The organism is Streptomyces sp. NPDC028910 (genome assembly GCF_055564955.1).
The window spans coordinates 47,197-63,938 of record NZ_JBVHVF010000015.1 but is presented as its reverse complement, the minus strand read 5'-3'; the positions used below and the strand labels follow the sequence as shown (position 1 = coordinate 63,938).

The following is a 16,742-nucleotide window of genomic DNA, read 5'->3' as shown; positions in this document are numbered from 1 at the left end:
TTCCGTCGTCCGGTGTCGACGCGTGCTCGCCGGGAACGGCCCCCGCCCGGTCCGGGGGCGGCCATACTCGGAGCATGGCCGACACCACCACAGTCGAGGTCGACACCGATGTGCACGACCGGCTCGCCGTGCTCGCCGCGGACCGCGGACTGAGCCTGCGTGCGTACCTCGCCGAACTCGCCGCCGCCCAGGAGAACGAGGCCGCGCTGGCGCGGGCCGCACGCGCCTTCGAGAAGGCCCTCGACCGGCCCGGTTTCCGCGAGGGGTTCGCGCGCGACTTCGGGGGCCTTGCGCCCCACGAGTGATCAGGCGGGCGACGTCCGTCCACCGCCGAGGGGCGCGAGGGGTACGAGGGGTACGAGGGCCTCGACAGGATCGGCGACGAGGCGTCCCGCGTCCACCACGGCCGTACGGTCGGCCAGTGCGGCCGCGGCCGCCAGGTCGTGGGTGATGAACACCAGGGCGAGTTCCGAGCGCTCCCGGAGCCCGGCGAGCAGTTCGAGCATGGCTCCGCGCGTGGTGGGGTCGAGGCCCGAGGTGATCTCGTCGCAGACGAGCACCCGCGGCCGCGCCAGCAGGGCCCGGGCCAGCGCGGCGCGCTGGAGTTCACCACCGGACAGTGAGCCGGGACGGCGTCCCGCCGAGCTCGCGTCCAGGCCCAGCCCCTCCATCGTCCGGGCGGCCTCCTCGCGTGCGGCCCGCGGAGCGACGCCGCGCAGCCGGACGGCCGTGCGGGCGACCTGGTCCATGACCGGCCGGTGTTCGTCGAAGGCCGCCTTCGGGTCCTGGAACACGTACTGCACGGCGGCCAGCTGGCTCCGGCTGCGTGCGCGCAGACTGTTCGGCAGCGGTTCGCCGTCGAGCAGGATCCGGCCCCGGTGGTCGGCGTGCAGCCCCGCCAGGCACCTCCCCAGGGTGGTCTTGCCGCTGCCGGAGCGGCCGACCAGCGCGAGGCACTCGCCCGCCGCGACCGAGAGCGCGACGTCGTGCAGCACGTCGACGGCGCCGCGCGCGGTGCGGTGCCGGGCCGTCAGGGCCTGTGCCTCCAGGACGACCGGCCCGGCCGGGCGCTGCGCGCGGGGGGCCGGGGACACCTCGTGGACCTGGTCGCCGAGCACGGAGCGCGCCGATCCGCGGTCCACGACCCGGCCCGCGCGCATCACGACGACCTCGTCGGCCAACTGGCGTACCACGTCCATGTCGTGGCTGAGCAGGACGAGGGCGATGCCCCGCCCGGCGAGTGCCGCGAGCTCCGTCACGATGCGCTGTTTGGTGAGCGCGTCCTGCCCGGTCGTGGGTTCGTCGGCGACGATGACCTCGGCTCCCAGGAGCAGCGCCTGTGCCAGCACCACGCGCTGCTGCTGCCCGCCGGAGAGCTGGTGGGGGAATCTGCGCAGTGTCTGCGCGGGGTCGGGGATCTGGGCCAGACCCAGGGCTTCGTGCACGCGCCGGCGGATCTCCCGGCGGCCGCCTCCCCGGCGGGCCGCGATGTCGCGCAGCAGGGCTCCGACGCGCCGGGCGGGGTTGAGTACGGCGGCCGGGTGCTGGGGTACGTAGCCCACCGAGCCCCGCTCCGTGCGCACGATGCCTTCGACGCGGGCGCCCGGCGGGTACTCGCCGAGGAGCGCGAGGCCCGTGGTGGTCTTGCCGCTGCCGGAGGGGCCGATGACGGCGGTGACCCGGCCGGCGCACGCGGTGAGGCTCACGCCGTCGACGATGGCCCGGCCGCCGATCTCCACCCGCAGGTTCCGTACCTCCGCGACGGTGGTCATGTCCGCGCTCCCTTCCGGCGGCCGCCTTGCTGCAGGGCCGCGTCGAACAGCAGGTTGGCGCCCATCGACAGCGCCGCGATGAGCAGGGCGGGGACCACCACGGCCCAGGGCTGCAGGAACAGCCCGGTCCGGTTGCGGTCGACCATCACCGCCCAGTCGGCGGCGTCCGGTTCCACACCGACGCCGAGGAACGCGGCCGTGGCCACCAGGTACAGGGCCCCGGTCAGCCGGATCCCGGCGTCCGCGGCGAGGGTGCGCCGCATGGAGCGGGCCACGTAGCCCAGGGCCGTACGCCACCAGGATTCGCCCTGCATGCGCAGTGCTTCGACGGCCGGCCGGGAGGAGACCTCGACCGCCGCCGCGTGGACGACACGTGCCGCGTCGGGTACGGCGGCCAGCCCGACCAGAGCGGTCAGTCCCGCGGGGCCCGGCCTGACGGTGGCCGCGACGAGCAGTACCAGGAGCAGCGACGGTACGGCGATCAGCACGTCCAGCGGCCTCATCAGCGCCTCCTCCAGCCAGGTCCGGCGGGTGAGCGCGGCGGCGAGCCCGAGGGGCAGGGCGAGGAGGTAGGCGAGCAGGGTGGCGCCGAGTGCCACGAGCACCACGGACCTGCCGCCGAGGAGTACCTGCCGCCACACGTCGCGCCCGGTGAAGTCGGTTCCGAGCCAGTGGTCCTGGCCCGTGGCGAAGGAGACGGACCTCGGTCCGGCGGGGCCGGCGATCAGCGGTCCGAGGAGGGCGAGCAGCAGCGGTACGGCGACGACCGCGATGCCCAGGGCGTAGCGCGCCGGGAGGCGTTTCACGCGGCCACCTCCGAGCGGGGGGCGAAGCGGCGTGCGACGAGGTCGGCGCCGAGGTTGGCCAGGACGGTGACGACGCCGAAGACGACCGCCATGCCCTGCACGACCGGTACGTCGCGGGCGGCGACGGCCTCGATGAGCACGGTGCCGAGGCCGGGTACGACGAACAGGGCCTCCACGACGATCACCCCGCTCAGCAGCCAGTCGCAGGTACGCGCCAGTTGCTGGGTGGCGGGCGCCAGGGCGTTGGGCAGGGCGTGGGCCCAGCGGATGCGGGAGCCGGACAGCCCGTAGCGGCGGGCCTGGGCGACGTACGGCGAGGCCATCGCCTCGATCATCCCGGCGCGCACCAGGCGGCTGAGCGTGCACACCGGCCGGGCCGTCAGGACGAGGACGGGCAGGATGAGGATCGCGGGCTGCGCGGCGAGGTCGGTGCCGACGGCGGTGGCCGGGAGCCAGCCCAGGTGCAGCGCGAACAGCGCGGCCAGCAGCACGCCGAGGGCGAATTCGGGTACGGCGTGCACGGCCAGGGTCAGGGCGCTGACGGTCCGGTCCACGGCGCCGCCCTCGCGCCGGGCGGCGAGGACGCCGAGGCCGACGGAGAGCGGGAGCAGCACGGTGAGCGTGGCGGCGGCGAGGACCAGGGTGGGGACGAGGCCGGCCGTGAGGTAGCCGGTGACGGGCCGTCCCGTGATCAGGGAGGTGCCGAGGTCCCCGTGCAGCATGCCGGTGACCCACTCCAGGAGCCGTTCGGCGGCGGGCCGTTCCAGCCCCATGGCCTCGCGGATGCGGGCGATGCGCTCGGGGTCGGGCTGGTCGCCCGCGAGCGCGACGGCCGCGTCACCGGGCAGCGCCTCGGTGAGTACGAAGATCAGCAGGACGACGGCCGCCGTCTGCCCCAGGCCGAGGAGCAGACGGCGGCCGATCCAGGGGAGGCCGCCCGTCACGCGAGCCAGATCTTGTCGAAGCGGGCCCAGTCGAGGGTGTTGGCGGGGGCCGTCCTGGACACCCCGCGCACCTTGGGTGCGGTGGCGACGATCCAGTCGGCGAAGCCCCAGATCAGGAAGCCGCCTTCGTCGTGGAGCCGGCGCTGCATCCGCTCGTAGAGGGCGGTGCGCTCCTTCTCGTCGCGGGTGGACTGGGCCTGCTGGTACAGGTCGTCGAAGTCCTTGTGCTGCCACTTGGTGGCATTGGTGGTGGAGTCGCTGAGCAGCCGCTGGGAGACGTGGGACTCGATGGGCATGGCGCCGGAACGGTAGGAGGCGATGGTTCCGGAGGACAGGATGTCCTTCCAGTACGTCTCCTTGTTGCCGACCTTGACCTCGACGGTGACCCCGGCCTTGGCCGCCTGCTCCTTGAAGATGCCGGCGGCTTCGACGAAGCCGGTGGCGGCGGGCGCGGTGTCGAGGGTGACCTTGAGGCCTTCGGCGCCGGCCTCCTTGAGCAGGGCCCGGGCCCGTTCGAGGTCCTGGGCGCGCTGCGGCAGGCCGGTCGCGTAGTACTGGCAGCCCTTGCCGAAGAGGTCGTTGCCGATCTCGCCGGCTCCGGAGAGCGCGCCGTCGACGAGTTCCTTGCGGTCGGCGATGAGGAAGAAGGCCTGGCGGACCCGCTTGTCGTCGAAGGGCGCCCGGTCGGTCTTCATGACGAAGCCCTGCATGGCGCTGCCGGGGAGCCGTACGACGTCGATCCGGCCCTTGCCCTCGTGGGCGCGGGCGGTGGCCGGGTTCAGCTCGTGGGCGTACTCGACCTGGCCGCCGAGGAGGGCGCTGACGCGGGCGGACTCCTCACCGGCGATGACGAATTCGAGCTCTTCGAGGTGGGGGGCGCCTTCCCAGTACGCGGGGTTGCGCTTGAGGAGGAGGCTGCTGCCGGGCTTGAAGGAGACGAAGGTGAAGGGGCCGGATCCGACGGGCCTGTCGAAGGTGGTGGTGTCCTTGGGGATGATGGAGGCGCCGAAGGCCGCGAGGGTGTTGGGGAATTCGGCGTAGGGGCGCTTGAGCTTGAACTCGACGGTGGAGGCGTCCACGGCGCGGCTCGCGTCGAGGTCGATGGGCTCCAGCGAGGCCTTGGCGCGGAAGGTGCCCTTCGGGTCGGCGATCCTGCGGTAGCTGTAGAGCACGTCCTCGGCGGTGACGGGCCGCCCGTCGTGGAAGGCGGCCTGGCGCAGGGTGATCCGCCAGGTGTCGAGGGTGTCGTTGGGCTCCCAGCGGGCGGCGAGGCGGGGTACCGGGGCGAGGTCGGCGCCGAAGTCGGCGAGCTTGTCGAAGAGGGCCTTGGCGCGGGCGGCGTCGACGAACAGGTTGGCGGCGTGGGGGTCGAGGGTCTCGGCCGCGCCGCCGCCCGCGAAGGCGGCGCGCAGCCTGCCGCCGGGCTCGGGGGCGCCGTCCGCGGCCTTCTTCGGGTCGCTCGTGCCGGTCCCGGTCCCGCAGCCGACGGCGGCGAGGGCGAGCGTGGTGGCGGTGCCGGCGATGAGGACGCTCCTGCGGGCCGGGCCGGTGCTGGGGTCGTTCATGACGTGCTGTCTCCGTTGCTGAGGTGATGGGGCTTCAAGCGGGCTACGAGGTGCAGGCGGTCGGCGCTGACCGTGGGGTGCGGCGTGTCCCCCTCGCTCCAGGGCGGTTCGCTCCGGGGGCCCGGTCGGTCGTAGAGGTCCAGGACCTCGAAGCCGGCGGTGGTCAGGAAGTACCGGAGTTCCTGCGGGAAGAGCAGGCGCCAGGCGGAGTGCTGCTCGGCCGGGGGCGAGCCGTCGTCGGCGGTCCAGGTGCGGCGGCGGCGCAGGAGCTGTGCCGCGTGGTCGATGTGGAGGGTGGTGCGGGAGGTGTACGTGATCCCCTGCCGGGTGAAGCCGGCGGTGCGCGGGCCGTCGAGCAGTTCGGTGGTGCCGAGGAAGAACGCCCCGTTGCGCATCTCGGCGACGAGCAGGCCTCCAGGGGCGAGGTGGGCGCGGCAGCGGGCGAGGAAGGCGGCGAGGTCCTCGTTGGTGTGGCAGTAGAGCAGGGCGCTGTCCAGGCACAGGACGGCGTCGAAGCGGGCTCCGAGGTCGAAGTCGCGCATGTCGGCGAGGTGGTGGGCGGGGCCGGGATGGTGGCTGCGGGCGTGCGCCAGCATGGCCTCGGAGGTGTCGATGCAGGTGACCTCGCGGCCGGCCTCGTGGTGCAGCCATGCGGCGTCGCGGCCGGTGCCGCAGCCGACGTCGAGGACGCGGGGGCCGGCGCCGTGGCGCGCGAGCACGTCCTCGGCCCAGCGGGCCGCGAGGTGCTCCGGGTCGGGGAAGCGCTCTTCGTACAGTTCGGGTCGGTCGGTGAGGAGGTTGCCGGTGCTCATCGGGTCTCGCTTCTCGGGCGGTTCTGGGCGGGCAGGGGGTCGGGCCCGGGACCGGCGGGCAGGGCCTGTCTTCGCTGCAGCCGTGCGACGGCCGCCGCCGAGGCCAGTCCGAGGGCGAGGCAGCAGGCGAAGGGCAGCCAGGCCAGGCCGGTGTGCCCGGCGGTGTCCATGGCCCAGCCGACCGCCGCGCTGCCGACGGCGGCCGCGATCCCGGACACCGCGTAGAAGAGCCCGTAGAAGGTGCCGGTGAGGCTCTCCCGGCCGAAGGCGGGGATCAGCTCCATCACGAACGGCTGGGCGATCATCACGCCGAGGTGCAGGAGCAGGGCGCCGGCCAGGACCGGGATCAGGTCCGGCGGGTGCGGGGCCGGGGCGCCGGCGACGAGCATCGGCGGGACGAAGCCCAGGCCCATCACGGCCAGGCCGGTCGCGATCCAGCGGGCGCGGCTGCCCGTGGACTTCAGCCGGCGGGTGATGCGGAGCTGGAGGAGGAGGTTGGCGAGGGTCCCGGCGAGGAACAGCAGGCCGATCGAGCCGTCCCAGCCCGAGGCCCGGGCGGCGGCGTGGGGCAGCAGCAGGTACAGCTGGTTCTCCAGGCCGTACATGCCGATCATGGCGAGGGAGAAGGCCAGGAAGCCGCGGCTGCCCGCCGCCTCCCGCCAGTCGCCGAGCAGTCCGGTGTCCGGGGGCGGGATCCGCCGGGCGGGCAGCACCAGGAGCTGGGCGAGGGTGAGTACGGCGAAGACCGCGGCCGCGGTGACGGCGGCCGCCCGGAAGTCCACGAGGAGCAGCAGGGTGCCGAGCAGCGGGCCGAGCAGCGCTCCTGTGGTGGCGAAGACGTTGAACAGCGCGAAGGCCTCGGCCTTGCGGTCGCCCGCCTCCTGGGCGACGTAGGTCCGTACGGCGGGGTTGAAGAGGGCCCCCGCGAGCCCGCTGAGTATGGACGCGGCGAGCAGCAGCGGGAGTGCGTCGCCAAGGGCGAACAGGGCGAAGCCGACGGTCCGCAGCGCGCAGCCGGCGATGATCACCCTGCGGGCGCCGAGCCGGTCGGCGGCCGAGCCGCCGAGGAGGAACAGCCCCTGCTGGCTGAGGTTGCGCAGGCCCAGGACCACACCGACGACGGCGGCCGACAGTCCGAGGTCCTCGGAGAGGTGGGTGGCGAGGTACGGGATGAGCAGGTAGAAGCCGGTGTTGACGCCGAGCTGGTTGACGAGGAGCAGGCGCACGGGCAGGGGGAAGCCGCGGACGGCGGTGAGGGTCTTCACCGGACGTCCTCCCGGGCGACATCGCGGACGGCCTCGCGGGCGCCATCGCGGACGGCCTCCGGGGCCGCATCACGGACGGTCCCCCGGGCCGCGTCCCGGACGGCCTCCGCGTCGGCGGGTCTGACTCCGAGGCCGGCCCGGTTCGCGGCGCGTACCGTGCCGTCGGTTCCGCCGATGCCCGTCCACGGGTCGGCGGCGAGCAGCAGGTGCCCGTCGAGGTCCACCCAGCGCGCCCGGTCGGCGAGGTGCACGGCGGGGGCGATGCCCAGCGAGCTGGCGGTGAGGCAGCCCAGCATCAGCTCGGTGCCGGTGCCGCGCAGGGCCTCGTGGATGCGCAGGGCGGCCCGGACCCCGCCGCATTTGGCGAGTTTGACGTTGACGCCGTGGACCCGTCCGGCCAGCGCGACGGCGTCCTCGTACGAGACCGCGTCCTCGTCGGCGATGACGGGGACCGGGGACTCCTTGGCCACGCGGGCGAGTGCGTCGGGGCGGCCCGGCGCGATCGGCTGTTCCACGGCGGTGACGCCGAGGTCGGCGAAGCGCGGGAGCAGGTCGAGCGCCTGGCGTTCGGTCCACGCCCCGTTGGGGTCGAGCAGCAGGCTCGCGTCGGGTGCCCCGGTGCGTACGGCGTCCACGCGCGCGAGGTCCTCGGCCGGGTCGGGGGAGCCCGCTTTGACCTTGAGGGCGGTGAAGCCGCTCATGGCGAGCCGGGCCGCCTGTGCGGCGGCGGGTACGGGGGCGGTGATGCCGATCGTACGGGTGGTCGCGGCGGCGGGGGCGGCGGGCGTGCCCAGCAGGCGGTGGGCGGGCTCACCGGCCCGCTTGCCCACCAGGTCCAGTACGGCGGCCTCGATCGCGGCCAGGACCCCGGGCGGCAGCCCGTCCCAGACGGTGTTCCCGCCGCCGGTCTCCTCCCAGACGGTCTCGGGGTCGGGAAAGCGTTCGGTCGCGGCGCGCACCGACTCCAGGTTCGTCAGGATCCGGGCGGTGGGCAGCCCGAGGTAGTCGCTGCTGACGGCCTCGCCCCAGCCGCGCAGTCCGCCGTGTTCGATGGCGACCCACACGGCGTCGCGCCTGGCCATCACCGAGCGGGCGATGCGCAGCGGCTGCTCCAGCCGGAGGTCGGCGGTGTGCCAGGTGAGCTTCACGCGGCGCCCCCGCGGGTGGGTGCGAGTACGGTCGTGCAGCGGGCCCAGCCCGTCGCCTCGACCGCTCTGGGGTGCGCGATCTCCAGGGGGCGGTCGCAGAGGGCGCGGGTGTCCAGGCCGTGGGCGCGGCAGAAGTCGTCGTCGTAGACGGTGCCGAGGTAGCGGTGCGGTCCGTCGGGGAAGACGGTGGCGACGACCGCGCCCGGCTCGACGCGGGCCGCCCAGGCGGCGACGAGGGCGACGGCTCCGGTGCTCCAGCCTCCGCTGACGAAGGCGGAGCGGGCGAGGCGGCGGCAGGCGTCGACCGCCTCGGCGGGCCCCACCCAGTGCACCTCGTCGAAGGCCTCGTGGGCGACGTTGGCCGGGTGGATGCTGCTGCCGAGGCCGCGCATGAGGCGGGGCCGGGCGGGCTGTCCGAAGATGGCCGAGCCGACGGAGTCGACGCCGATGACCTTCAGCCGGGGCCAGCGGCGGCGCAGCGCGCCGGCCAGTCCGCCGCTGTGGCCGCCGGTGCCGACGCTGCACACGAGGACGTCCAGGTGGTCGAGCTGTGCGGTCAGTTCGGTGGCGAGGGAGAGGTAACCGGCGGCGCAGTCCGGGTTGTTGTACTGGTCGGGCCAGTAGGCCTGCGGCATCCGGCGCAGCAGCTCGCGCAGCCGGTCGAGCCGGGCGGCCTGCCAGCCGCCCTCCGCCGCCGGACGGTCGACGAGCTCGAGCTGGGCTCCGTACGTGCGCAGCAACTGCCGCATGGACGGTTCGAGTTCGCTGTCGCCGACGAGGACGACGGGGTGGCCGAGGGCCTGGCCGGCGAAGGCGAGCCCCACGCCCAGGGTGCCGGAGGTCGATTCCACGACGGGGGCGCCGGGCAGCAGTTCGCCGCGCGCGCGGGCACCGGTCAGCATGGAGACGGCTGCGCGGGCCTTCATCCCGCCGGCGCCGAGGCATTCGAGCTTCGCCCAGAAGCCGGGGTGGCGGTGCGGCAGGTCGGTGCGGATCCGGGCGAGGGGGGTGCGGCCGAGCAGCGGCAGGAGGTCGGGGTTGGCGGCGGGGGCCGCCGGGCGGGGCAGGATCGGGGCGATGGTCACCGGGTGCCCCCGTAGCGGTGGACGACGCCGGGGCCGCCGTCGAGCCAGAAGAAGGGGTACGGCTCGGCGGACACGGCGCTGACCCCGGCGCCGAGGAAGTGCGGCAGGACGGCGCTGCCGGTCTGGGCGAACATGACGAGCGGTTTGCCGGTGGCGGCGGCGTGGTCGAGCAGCGGCTGGAAGGTGCCGTTGCCCAGGGTCATGCCGGAGGCCAGGACGGCGTCGCAGTGCTCCAGCTCCGCGAGGGTGTCGGTGAGGACGGGCTCGCCCCATTCGGTGGCGCCGCCCTTGAGGTCGCAGGGCGCGTACGCGGTCCCGCGCTCGCGGAGCTGTTCCAGCAGGGAGTTGACGACGCCGACGACCAGGACCCGCCGCAGCCCTGTTTCGGGGAGCAGGTCGGCCACGGCGCGGGCGCGGGCCCGGGAGCGCTGGAGGGAGCTGCCGGCCGGGATCGGGTACGGGCGGGCGCCGTTGTCGGGCGTGTGCGGGCGTACGTGCATCAGGTAGGCGTCGAGCGCGGCGATGCGTACGGGCAGCAGCGGGTGGTCGAGCAGGTCGGCGACGGTGGCGCCCGCGCAGTCGTCGAGCGCGGCCGGGGGCAGCGCGCCCGGTTCCACCGCGCAGGAGCCGACGGCCGCGGCCAGTCGCAGGCTGAGCACCTCGTTGCGGTAGCCGCCGGAGCGGCCTTCGTGCCGTACGGCCTGGGCGGTGGTGAAGGCGAGTGCCACGCGCTGCTCGGCGGGGTCGGGTCCGTAGGCCCCGGCGCGCACGCGCCCGAGGAGCTCGGCGACGGTCCGCACCCGCGGTTCCCGGAGGGTGGAGGGGAGGGTGGGGGCGGTCACGCGTTCACCGCCGGGGGAAGGTCGCGACGGTCGTAGGTGGGGCGCAGGCCGGCGAGCAGCCGTTCGGCCGTCTCGCGGGCGCCCGCTCCCTCGGTGTCGGCGGTCATGACGTGGCCGAGGTACTCGTTGTTGCTGGTGGCGGCGCGTACGGTGCGGCCCGCTTCGGCCAGGGTGAGCTCCAGCACGCCGGGGTGGGTGCGGACCTCGTGCGCGCCCTCGATTCCGGTGAGGGTGCCGGCGCCGTCGGGCAGCAGGAAGGCGATGGCGGCGCTGTGCACGCCCGTCGGGCGGACGGCGAGGTCGGGCGCCCGGCCGAGGGCGACGTCCACGCAGGCGGCCGCGAGGTCGACGCCCGTGACGTGGCGGACCAGTTCGGTGATGCGGTTGCCGGCCGGGCGGGGGTTCACCTCGATCAGGCGCGGCCCGTCGGGGGTCAGCTTGAGCTCGGTGTGGCAGACGACGTGGTCCAGCCCGAGTGCCTCGACGGCTCGTACGGCGCTGTCGGCGGCCTCCTTCGCCGGGGCCGGGCCGAGGTCGGCCGGGAACATGTGGCCGGTCTCGATGAAGGCGGGCGCTCCGCCGATGCTCTTGTCGGTGATGCCGACGACGTGGGTGGCGCCGTCGTGGGAGACGGTCTCGACGCTGATCTCCGGTCCGGTGAGCAGTTCTTCGAGGAGGAGGACGGGAGCGCGGTGCTGTCCCCGGGCGTTGACGGGGAAATCGGCCAGGGCCCGGCAGGCCTGGTCCAGTTCCCGCTCGTCGTGGACCTGGCGGACCAGCATTCCGGCGCACAGGTCGACGGGCTTGACGACCAGCGGGTAGCCGATCTCGCCGGCGGCGGTCCGCGCCTCTTCGGCGTCCGCGCAGACGGCGAAGCGCGGGCCGTCCACCCCGGCCCCGGCCAGTACCCGGCGGGTCAGGTCCTTGCGGCAGGCTTTCTCGACCGCTTCGGCGCCGGGGCCGGGCAGTCCGAGTCGCTCGGCGATCCGCGCGACGGCGGGCAGGTAGTAGTCGCAGGAGGAGACCACGCCGTCGAAGGCGAGCACCTCGTGCAGCCGCTCGACGAGCGGGAGCAGCGCGGCGGGGTCGTTGGTGTCGGCCGTGATGATGTTGCGCGCCGCGAGCAGCGGGTGCGGTCCGTCGGCCGGGGCGGAGCGCAGGTAGTGGTGCAGGTCCCGGGTGAGGAAGCTGAACTCGTGTCCTCCTTCGCGGATCGCCCGGGGCAGGAGCCTGCTCATCGACCCCACCCAGCTTTCGACAACCAGCAGATGTCCCACGGGACTTCCTCTCAGATCATGGCGACAGCGCGAACAGCTCTCGGGCACACGTGCGGTACGGAGCGCCTGACAGGAGGCGTCCGGACCGTGACCGACACGAAAGCTATCCGAAATCGTTTTCATTTCCAATAGGACGAATTTCCGCTACGGTGGAGCGATGGAGGATCTGAAACAACATCAGGCGCCGCCGCGTCGCAGAACGGACGCCTACGAGGTACGCCGCGCCCGGCCGGAGGACGTACGGGGCGCGCGCAGCGTCATGCTCGACACCTTCTACCGGGAGTTCACCTACGGGTACGTGCCCGAGTGGCACTCCGACGTGGTCGACATCCGCGGCACCTACCTGGACCACCCGCGCCACACCCTCGTCGTGGCCGTCCGGGACGGGGAGGTGGTGGGCACGTGCGCCGTGCACTCCCGGGGGCCTGCCCACCCCCCGCATCCGCGCTGGCTGGCCGAGCGCTACCCGTCCGGCCGAACGGCGCAGCTCCTGCGCGTCTACGTACGCCCCGCCCACCGGCGGCACGGGCTGGCCCGGGCCATGGTGCGCGAGGCGTGCGCGTTCGTGGCCGGCGTCCCGGGCTACGAACGCGTCTACCTGCACACCAATGTCGACATCCCGGGCGCGGAGGCGTTCTGGCGCAGCCTGGCCACCGAAGTCTGCGACGCCCGTACGACGGGTGAGCACGGCGGCTTCGGGACGGTCCACTTCGAGATCCCGATGCCGTAGGGGGTGTCTTGCCGACGGGCTGGGCAGCCGAAACGTACCTATGCTCGGAGATGGGGGCTGCCCCGAGCCGTGGAGGATGGCTGTCATGACCGAGGCGAGCGAAGCGGAAGCGGTCCAGGCTGACCACGCCCTGAAGGCGCGGCATCGCGCGATGTGGGCGCTGGGCGACTACCAGTCAGTGGCCTCCCACATCATTTCGGAGCTGGGTCCCCTGCTCGTCCAGGAGTGCGGCGTACAGCGCGGCGACCGGGTGCTCGACATCGCGGCGGGCGCCGGCAACGCCGCGATTCCGGCCGCCCTGGCCGGGGCCGACGTGGTGGCCAGCGACCTCACCCCGGAACTCCTGGAGATCGGGCGCCACCTGGCGGCGGTGGACGGCGCCCGGCTCGAGTGGCGGGAGGCGGACGCCGAGGCCCTGCCCTTCGCGGACGGCGAGTTCGACATCGTGATGTCGTGCGTCGGGGTGATGTTCGCTCCGCACCACCAGCGCGCGGCCGACGAGATGCTGCGCGTCTGCCGCTCCGGCGGCACCATCGGGATGATCAACTGGACCCCGCAGGGGTTCATCGGCCGGATGTTCGCCACGATGAAGCCGTACGCTCCCCCGCCGCCGCCCGGAACCCAGCCGCCGCCGCTGTGGGGGGACGAGGAGCACGTCCACGAACTGCTCGGCGACGCGGTCACCGACGTCGAGGCCCGCCGCCGGACGGTGCGCGTGGACCGGTTCACGAGGCCCGCGGACTTCCGGGAGTTCTTCAAGGCCTGCTACGGGCCGACCATCGCGGTCTACCGCAACATCGGCGGTGATCCGGACCGGGTCGCCGCCCTGGACGACGCCCTCGACGCCCTGGCCGCCGAACACACCGTGGACGGCGTCATGGAGTGGGAGTACCTGCTGCTGACGGCCCACCGGCGGAGCTGACCCCGCCCCCGTCCGGTCGGTCGGCGACGAGGGCCCTCATCAGCCCCGCTGCCGCGCGTGGACGTGGTCGACGGTGAGCGGGTCGAAGGTGATCCGGGTCAGCGACCCGTCGTCCGCCCACCGCACTTCGACGGTGTCGGTGCCCGCGTCGGCCTCGGTGACCGCCTCGGACACGGGCGCGGCGTCCGGGGCCGCGCCGAGCACGGCCAAGGCCGCGTACAGCGTGGTCCCTTCCGCCTCGGCCGAGAGCCTCGGCATGCGGGCCCACGCGGTGAAGGCCGTGCCCGCGGGCGCCCGCAGCTCGTCCTGGCCGCTCCACCCGTGCAACGGGTGCAGGGCGGACACCAGGGGCTCCGCGGGGCCCGTCGCCCAGCCCGTCTGGTGCACGCGGGCGCCGGGCGGAGCCCCGAGGACCCGGTGGACGCGCAGTTCGTACGGGCCCCGTCCCCGTCGACGGCGCCGCGGTCGAGGAAGTAGCGCAGGGATCCGCTCAGCAGCCGCCGCGAGGTGCCCGGAGTGAGGGGGGTGTGGCCGGTGACCGCGCCCAGGGCCACGCCCGACGCGGCCGCGAAGCGGTAGGTCAGGGAGCGCCCGAAGTGGAGCGGCGCGCCGTCGGCCCCGAAGAGCAGGGAGAGGCTGTCGAGGTGCTCGCGCAGCCGGGCGCCGTACGGCGACGCGGTGTCCGGGCCGGTCGTGCGGCCGCCGAGGTGGGCATCCAGGACGGGATACAGGTGCAGGGCCCAGCCGTTGTAGTGGTCGAAGGCGCGGCCGTCCCCGTCGGCGTACCAGCCCCGGCCCCGGTACCAGCCCTCCAGCAGGTCGAGGCCGCGTCGGCGGGCCCGGGCGGTCTCCGCGTCCCCGCGGCCCACCGACTCCAGGAATCCGGCCACGGTGAAGGGGAAGAGGTACCAGTTGTTCGGCGAGGGCACATGGCGCAGGGCTCCGCGCAGCCACTGCTCGGCGCGGTCCCGGACGCCCCTGTCCAGGCGGTCCCACAACCAGGGCCGGGTCAGTCTCAGCCCGAGGGCCACGGAGGCGGATTCGACCATCGGCTGGCCCTGGACGTGCAGGTCGCGGATGACCGGCCAGGACTCGCCGTCCTCGCCCCCGGGTGTCCGGGTCCCCGCCGCCAGCCCGCTCGCGTACCGGTCGAGCCAGCCGTGGGGGTCCTCGCCCCCGGCGCCGGCGACCCGGAAGGCGGCGGCGAGGAAGGTCCGGGCGTAGCCTTCGAGCCCGTCCGAGCGGACGCCGGAGGAGGAGGGCCGTCCCGGCAGGTCGAGCAGGGCCCCGCCCGGCGTGGCCCACCGCCAGGCGGCACGCACCAGCCCGTCGGCGGCCGCCTCCCAGTGCTCGCGGGTGTAGCCGGTGTACGGGCTGAGCTCACGGTGGTCGGCCGGCAGTCCGAGGATGCTCATGCCGGGATCCTGATCGCGTGCCCCGCACGGGTCAATGGATCGATCACGACGGCTCCCTCGTCGGCGCCTTCACGTCCGACGGGGGCCCCGGCCCTTCTCGGGCGCGATCATGGCGATCAGCCCGAGGTCCAGCTCCGCACCGTCGACGAGCACGGCCTCGACCGTGCGCGTGTCCGGGTCGATGTCCGCTTCCACGCCCTGCCCGCGGTAGCGGGGGTATCCGGAGGCCCCCCGCTCGCCGGTCGCCTCGACCACGGCCGAACGCAGGGCCCTGTCCGCCGGGGAGGCGCCGCGGAGGTTCTCGATGTGCTCGGGCACCAGCAGGATCTCGAAGCTCTGCGGCTCAGTGGTCATGCCTCGAAGTTACCTGACCAGGTGCCCCGGAGCGGGTGGGCACACGCCCCACCTCGTACGCTCTGCAGGACTCCCCCACGCAGACGAAGAGGAACACGATGAGCGGCGATTCCCCGAGCAAGATCCTCCTTGTGGCGAAGGACCGCACCCTGCGGACCCTGCTGGAGCGCCTCCTCGTGGGCCGGGGTTTCGCCGTGGTCGACGGCGGGAGCGGGGTGGACGCCGTCGCCCTGCTGGGCAGCGACGGCCCCATCGACGTGGTGGTCTGCGAGCGCACCGGTCCGGGTCTGGACGAGGTGGCGATGTTCGAGGAGATCCGCCGCCACCCCGATCACGGACGCGTGCCGATCCTCGCCCTGCCGCCCGCGGACCCGGAGTGCACGGACCGCGCGCTGGAGGCCGGCGTGAGCGACTGCCTCGCGAAGCCGTTCCACCCCACGGAGTTCCTGGCCCGCGTCGAACGCCTCGCCGGACGGGGCGCGGTCTGATCCGGCGCACCCATGCCGAAGAGCCTCCGACCCGATGGGGTGGGAGGCTCTTCGACGTGCGGTTTCGGTGCCCACGCTGACGGCCGCTCGGCCGACGCGCGCCAGTGCAAGAGGCGGATCCGCGGATCCGGGTGGAACAAGCCGGGGCCCCGTGGGCACTCGCGCGGGCGTCGGAGGCCCCGGCTCGCACAAGGGGAACGTCAGCTGTTGGCCGAGAGGTTGCCCGACAGGATCGGGATGTTGCTGAGAATGTGCGAGAGCGGCTCGTCACCCTTGGCCTGGGTGGAGTTCTCGGTGCACTGCTGGGTCTGCGGGTTGGACAGGATCGGGATGTCCTGGACGCCGACGTTGACCAGGGCAAGGATCGACTGGACGTTGACCTTCGCCGGCAGGCCGATGCAGGGCTTGTTCAGGGTGCCCTGGACCAGGCCGAGCTGCGGGCTCAGGTCGCCGTTGGTCTTCTGGTTGCCGTAGATCTGGTGGGCGCCATTGCCGTTGACGGTGTTGATCCCGTTGTCGTTGCCGATGGCCATGGCCGGGGCGGCCAGAGCGGCGCCGGCGCCGACGATGGATGCGGTGGCAGCGGCGGTGGCCATCATCTTCTTGATCATCAGTGGTCCTTCTGTCGCAATCGCACGAGTGCATGGTGGTGAGCGCCTTGATCAACGGTCGGGGCGGCGGCAGGTTCCGCTGCTTCACCCGTTCGGCCGCCCTTACGCCTCGTAGGCCTCGTGCGCCTCGTAGGCCTCGTGCGCGTCACACCCGCGGACCGCCAGGCTCAGCTCGACGACGTAGTGCTCCTCCACCCGCCCGTCCGGGAACCGGTCCATGAGGAGGGCTCGTTCGTCGGCGGTGACGTCCGGGTCGTTCTGCCAGACCGCCAGCGCGCCACCGGGGCGCAGCACGCGCAGCGCCTCGGGGACGGCGCGGGCCGGGTCGGTCCAGTGCCAGGACTGCGCGTACGTCAGCAGGTCCAGGCAACCGGACGCCAGCGGCAGCCTGTTGCCGTCCGCGCGGACGAGCGGCGTCCGGGGGTTGCGGCGCCGGAACTCCGCCGCCATGAACTCCGCCGCCATGCCCTCACCCGGCTCCACCCCCACCACGTGGGCCCCGCGCGCTTCCAGCAGGGCGGTGGCGATTCCCGTACCGGCGCCGACGTCGGCGACTCGGGCGCCGGCGAGCGGAAAGCCGGCCAGTTCGGCCAGCGCGTCGAAGAGTTCGCTCGGGTACGTGGGACGATGGGCGGCGTAGCGCGCGGCCGCGGAACTGAAGGAACGAGCACGGGATTCGTTCGTCATGCCGTCCATGATCCCGGTG

Annotated in this window: 16 protein-coding genes and 2 pseudogenes; 4 read left to right on the top strand and 14 right to left on the bottom strand. The window is 73.9% G+C overall.

Annotated features, from left to right (window positions below; all coding sequences use genetic code 11):
• Positions 1-74: 74 nt before the first annotated feature.
• Positions 75-305, top strand: a complete 231-nt coding sequence (locus tag ACZ4TV_RS19450) for an antitoxin MazE7 (protein WP_468135907.1) — start codon at positions 75-77, stop codon at positions 303-305.
• On the opposite strand, the gene ACZ4TV_RS19445 is transcribed toward ACZ4TV_RS19450, so the two are convergent.
• From ACZ4TV_RS19445 to ACZ4TV_RS19400, 10 genes are read right to left on the bottom strand one after another with little or no spacing between them, the layout of a single operon-like run.
• Positions 306-1,772, bottom strand: a complete 1,467-nt coding sequence (locus ACZ4TV_RS19445; protein ID WP_468135906.1) for an ABC transporter ATP-binding protein — start codon at positions 1,770-1,772, stop codon at positions 306-308. It lies immediately after the preceding gene.
• Positions 1,769-2,578, bottom strand: a complete 810-nt coding sequence (locus ACZ4TV_RS19440; RefSeq protein ID WP_468135905.1) for an ABC transporter permease subunit — start codon at positions 2,576-2,578, stop codon at positions 1,769-1,771. Before ACZ4TV_RS19440 ends, ACZ4TV_RS19445 begins: the two co-directional genes overlap by 4 nt.
• Positions 2,575-3,522 carry an ABC transporter permease gene (locus ACZ4TV_RS19435; RefSeq protein ID WP_468135904.1) on the bottom strand — a complete coding sequence of 316 codons (948 nt, stop codon included), beginning with the start codon at positions 3,520-3,522 and terminating at the stop codon, positions 2,575-2,577. The genes ACZ4TV_RS19440 and ACZ4TV_RS19435 overlap by 4 nt, the downstream gene beginning before the upstream one ends.
• Positions 3,519-5,087 carry an ABC transporter substrate-binding protein gene (locus ACZ4TV_RS19430; protein ID WP_468135903.1) on the bottom strand — a complete coding sequence of 523 codons (1,569 nt, stop codon included), beginning with the start codon at positions 5,085-5,087 and terminating at the stop codon, positions 3,519-3,521. Before ACZ4TV_RS19430 ends, ACZ4TV_RS19435 begins: the two co-directional genes overlap by 4 nt.
• A complete protein-coding gene (locus ACZ4TV_RS19425) occupies positions 5,084-5,899 on the bottom strand; it encodes a class I SAM-dependent methyltransferase (protein WP_468135902.1) in 816 nt (271 codons plus the stop codon). The genes ACZ4TV_RS19430 and ACZ4TV_RS19425 overlap by 4 nt, the downstream gene beginning before the upstream one ends.
• A complete protein-coding gene (locus tag ACZ4TV_RS19420) occupies positions 5,896-7,164 on the bottom strand; it encodes an MFS transporter (RefSeq protein ID WP_468135901.1) in 1,269 nt (422 codons plus the stop codon). Before ACZ4TV_RS19420 ends, ACZ4TV_RS19425 begins: the two co-directional genes overlap by 4 nt.
• Positions 7,161-8,312: an enolase C-terminal domain-like protein gene (locus tag ACZ4TV_RS19415; protein ID WP_468135900.1), complete on the bottom strand. Its 1,152-nt coding sequence runs from the start codon at positions 8,310-8,312 to the stop codon at positions 7,161-7,163. Before ACZ4TV_RS19415 ends, ACZ4TV_RS19420 begins: the two co-directional genes overlap by 4 nt.
• The gene (locus ACZ4TV_RS19410; protein ID WP_468135899.1) at positions 8,309-9,397 is read right to left on the bottom strand and encodes a PLP-dependent cysteine synthase family protein; all 1,089 of its coding nucleotides are present in this window, start codon (positions 9,395-9,397) and stop codon (positions 8,309-8,311) included. The genes ACZ4TV_RS19415 and ACZ4TV_RS19410 overlap by 4 nt, the downstream gene beginning before the upstream one ends.
• On the bottom strand, positions 9,394-10,239 hold the full coding sequence (locus tag ACZ4TV_RS19405; RefSeq protein ID WP_468135898.1) for a Rossmann-like domain-containing protein: 846 nt from the start codon (positions 10,237-10,239) through the stop codon (positions 9,394-9,396). Before ACZ4TV_RS19405 ends, ACZ4TV_RS19410 begins: the two co-directional genes overlap by 4 nt.
• The gene (locus ACZ4TV_RS19400; protein WP_468135897.1) at positions 10,236-11,516 is read right to left on the bottom strand and encodes an ATP-grasp domain-containing protein; all 1,281 of its coding nucleotides are present in this window, start codon (positions 11,514-11,516) and stop codon (positions 10,236-10,238) included. The genes ACZ4TV_RS19405 and ACZ4TV_RS19400 overlap by 4 nt, the downstream gene beginning before the upstream one ends.
• A 157-nt stretch (positions 11,517-11,673) precedes the next feature.
• On the opposite strand from ACZ4TV_RS19400, the gene ACZ4TV_RS19395 reads away from it, so the two are divergent.
• Positions 11,674-12,246, top strand: a complete 573-nt coding sequence (locus ACZ4TV_RS19395; protein ID WP_468135896.1) for a GNAT family N-acetyltransferase — start codon at positions 11,674-11,676, stop codon at positions 12,244-12,246.
• 85 nt (positions 12,247-12,331) lie between these two features.
• A complete protein-coding gene (locus ACZ4TV_RS19390; RefSeq protein ID WP_468135895.1) occupies positions 12,332-13,168 on the top strand; it encodes a class I SAM-dependent methyltransferase in 837 nt (278 codons plus the stop codon).
• Positions 13,169-13,207: 39 nt separating this feature from the next.
• Here ACZ4TV_RS19390 and ACZ4TV_RS19385 read toward each other — a convergent pair.
• Positions 13,208-14,583, bottom strand: a pseudogene (locus ACZ4TV_RS19385) (DUF2264 domain-containing protein).
• Between the two features lie 69 nt (positions 14,584-14,652).
• Positions 14,653-14,937 carry a hypothetical protein gene (locus ACZ4TV_RS19380; RefSeq protein ID WP_468135894.1) on the bottom strand — a complete coding sequence of 95 codons (285 nt, stop codon included), beginning with the start codon at positions 14,935-14,937 and terminating at the stop codon, positions 14,653-14,655.
• 98 nt (positions 14,938-15,035) lie between these two features.
• Here ACZ4TV_RS19380 and ACZ4TV_RS19375 point away from each other — a divergent pair, with 98 nt between their 5' ends.
• Complete coding sequence (locus ACZ4TV_RS19375) at positions 15,036-15,425, top strand: response regulator (RefSeq protein ID WP_468135893.1); 390 nt, start codon at positions 15,036-15,038, stop codon at positions 15,423-15,425.
• A gap of 200 nt (positions 15,426-15,625) precedes the next feature.
• Here ACZ4TV_RS19375 and ACZ4TV_RS19370 read toward each other — a convergent pair whose 3' ends face one another.
• Positions 15,626-16,036: a rodlin gene (locus ACZ4TV_RS19370; RefSeq protein WP_468135892.1), complete on the bottom strand. Its 411-nt coding sequence runs from the start codon at positions 16,034-16,036 to the stop codon at positions 15,626-15,628.
• A 240-nt stretch (positions 16,037-16,276) separates the two neighbouring features.
• Positions 16,277-16,723 (bottom strand): annotated as a pseudogene (locus ACZ4TV_RS19365) (class I SAM-dependent methyltransferase); the annotation flags it as partial.
• Between the last annotated feature and the right edge of the window lie 19 nt (positions 16,724-16,742).

Excerpts from the sequence above, each read along its gene's own strand:
- ACZ4TV_RS19375 (WP_468135893.1), top strand. The coding sequence starts at position 15,036 with ATGAGCGGCGATTCCCCGAGCAAGATCCTCCTTGTGGCGAAGGACCGC.
- ACZ4TV_RS19425 (WP_468135902.1), bottom strand. The coding sequence starts at position 5,899 with ATGAGCACCGGCAACCTCCTCACCGACCGACCCGAACTGTACGAAGAG.
- ACZ4TV_RS19445 (WP_468135906.1), bottom strand. The coding sequence starts at position 1,772 with ATGACCACCGTCGCGGAGGTACGGAACCTGCGGGTGGAGATCGGCGGC.
- ACZ4TV_RS19450 (WP_468135907.1), top strand. The coding sequence starts at position 75 with ATGGCCGACACCACCACAGTCGAGGTCGACACCGATGTGCACGACCGG.
- ACZ4TV_RS19380 (WP_468135894.1), bottom strand. The coding sequence starts at position 14,937 with ATGACCACTGAGCCGCAGAGCTTCGAGATCCTGCTGGTGCCCGAGCAC.
- ACZ4TV_RS19390 (WP_468135895.1), top strand. The coding sequence starts at position 12,332 with ATGACCGAGGCGAGCGAAGCGGAAGCGGTCCAGGCTGACCACGCCCTG.
- ACZ4TV_RS19430 (WP_468135903.1), bottom strand. The coding sequence starts at position 5,087 with ATGAACGACCCCAGCACCGGCCCGGCCCGCAGGAGCGTCCTCATCGCC.
- ACZ4TV_RS19395 (WP_468135896.1), top strand. The coding sequence starts at position 11,674 with ATGGAGGATCTGAAACAACATCAGGCGCCGCCGCGTCGCAGAACGGAC.
- ACZ4TV_RS19370 (WP_468135892.1), bottom strand. The coding sequence starts at position 16,036 with ATGATCAAGAAGATGATGGCCACCGCCGCTGCCACCGCATCCATCGTC.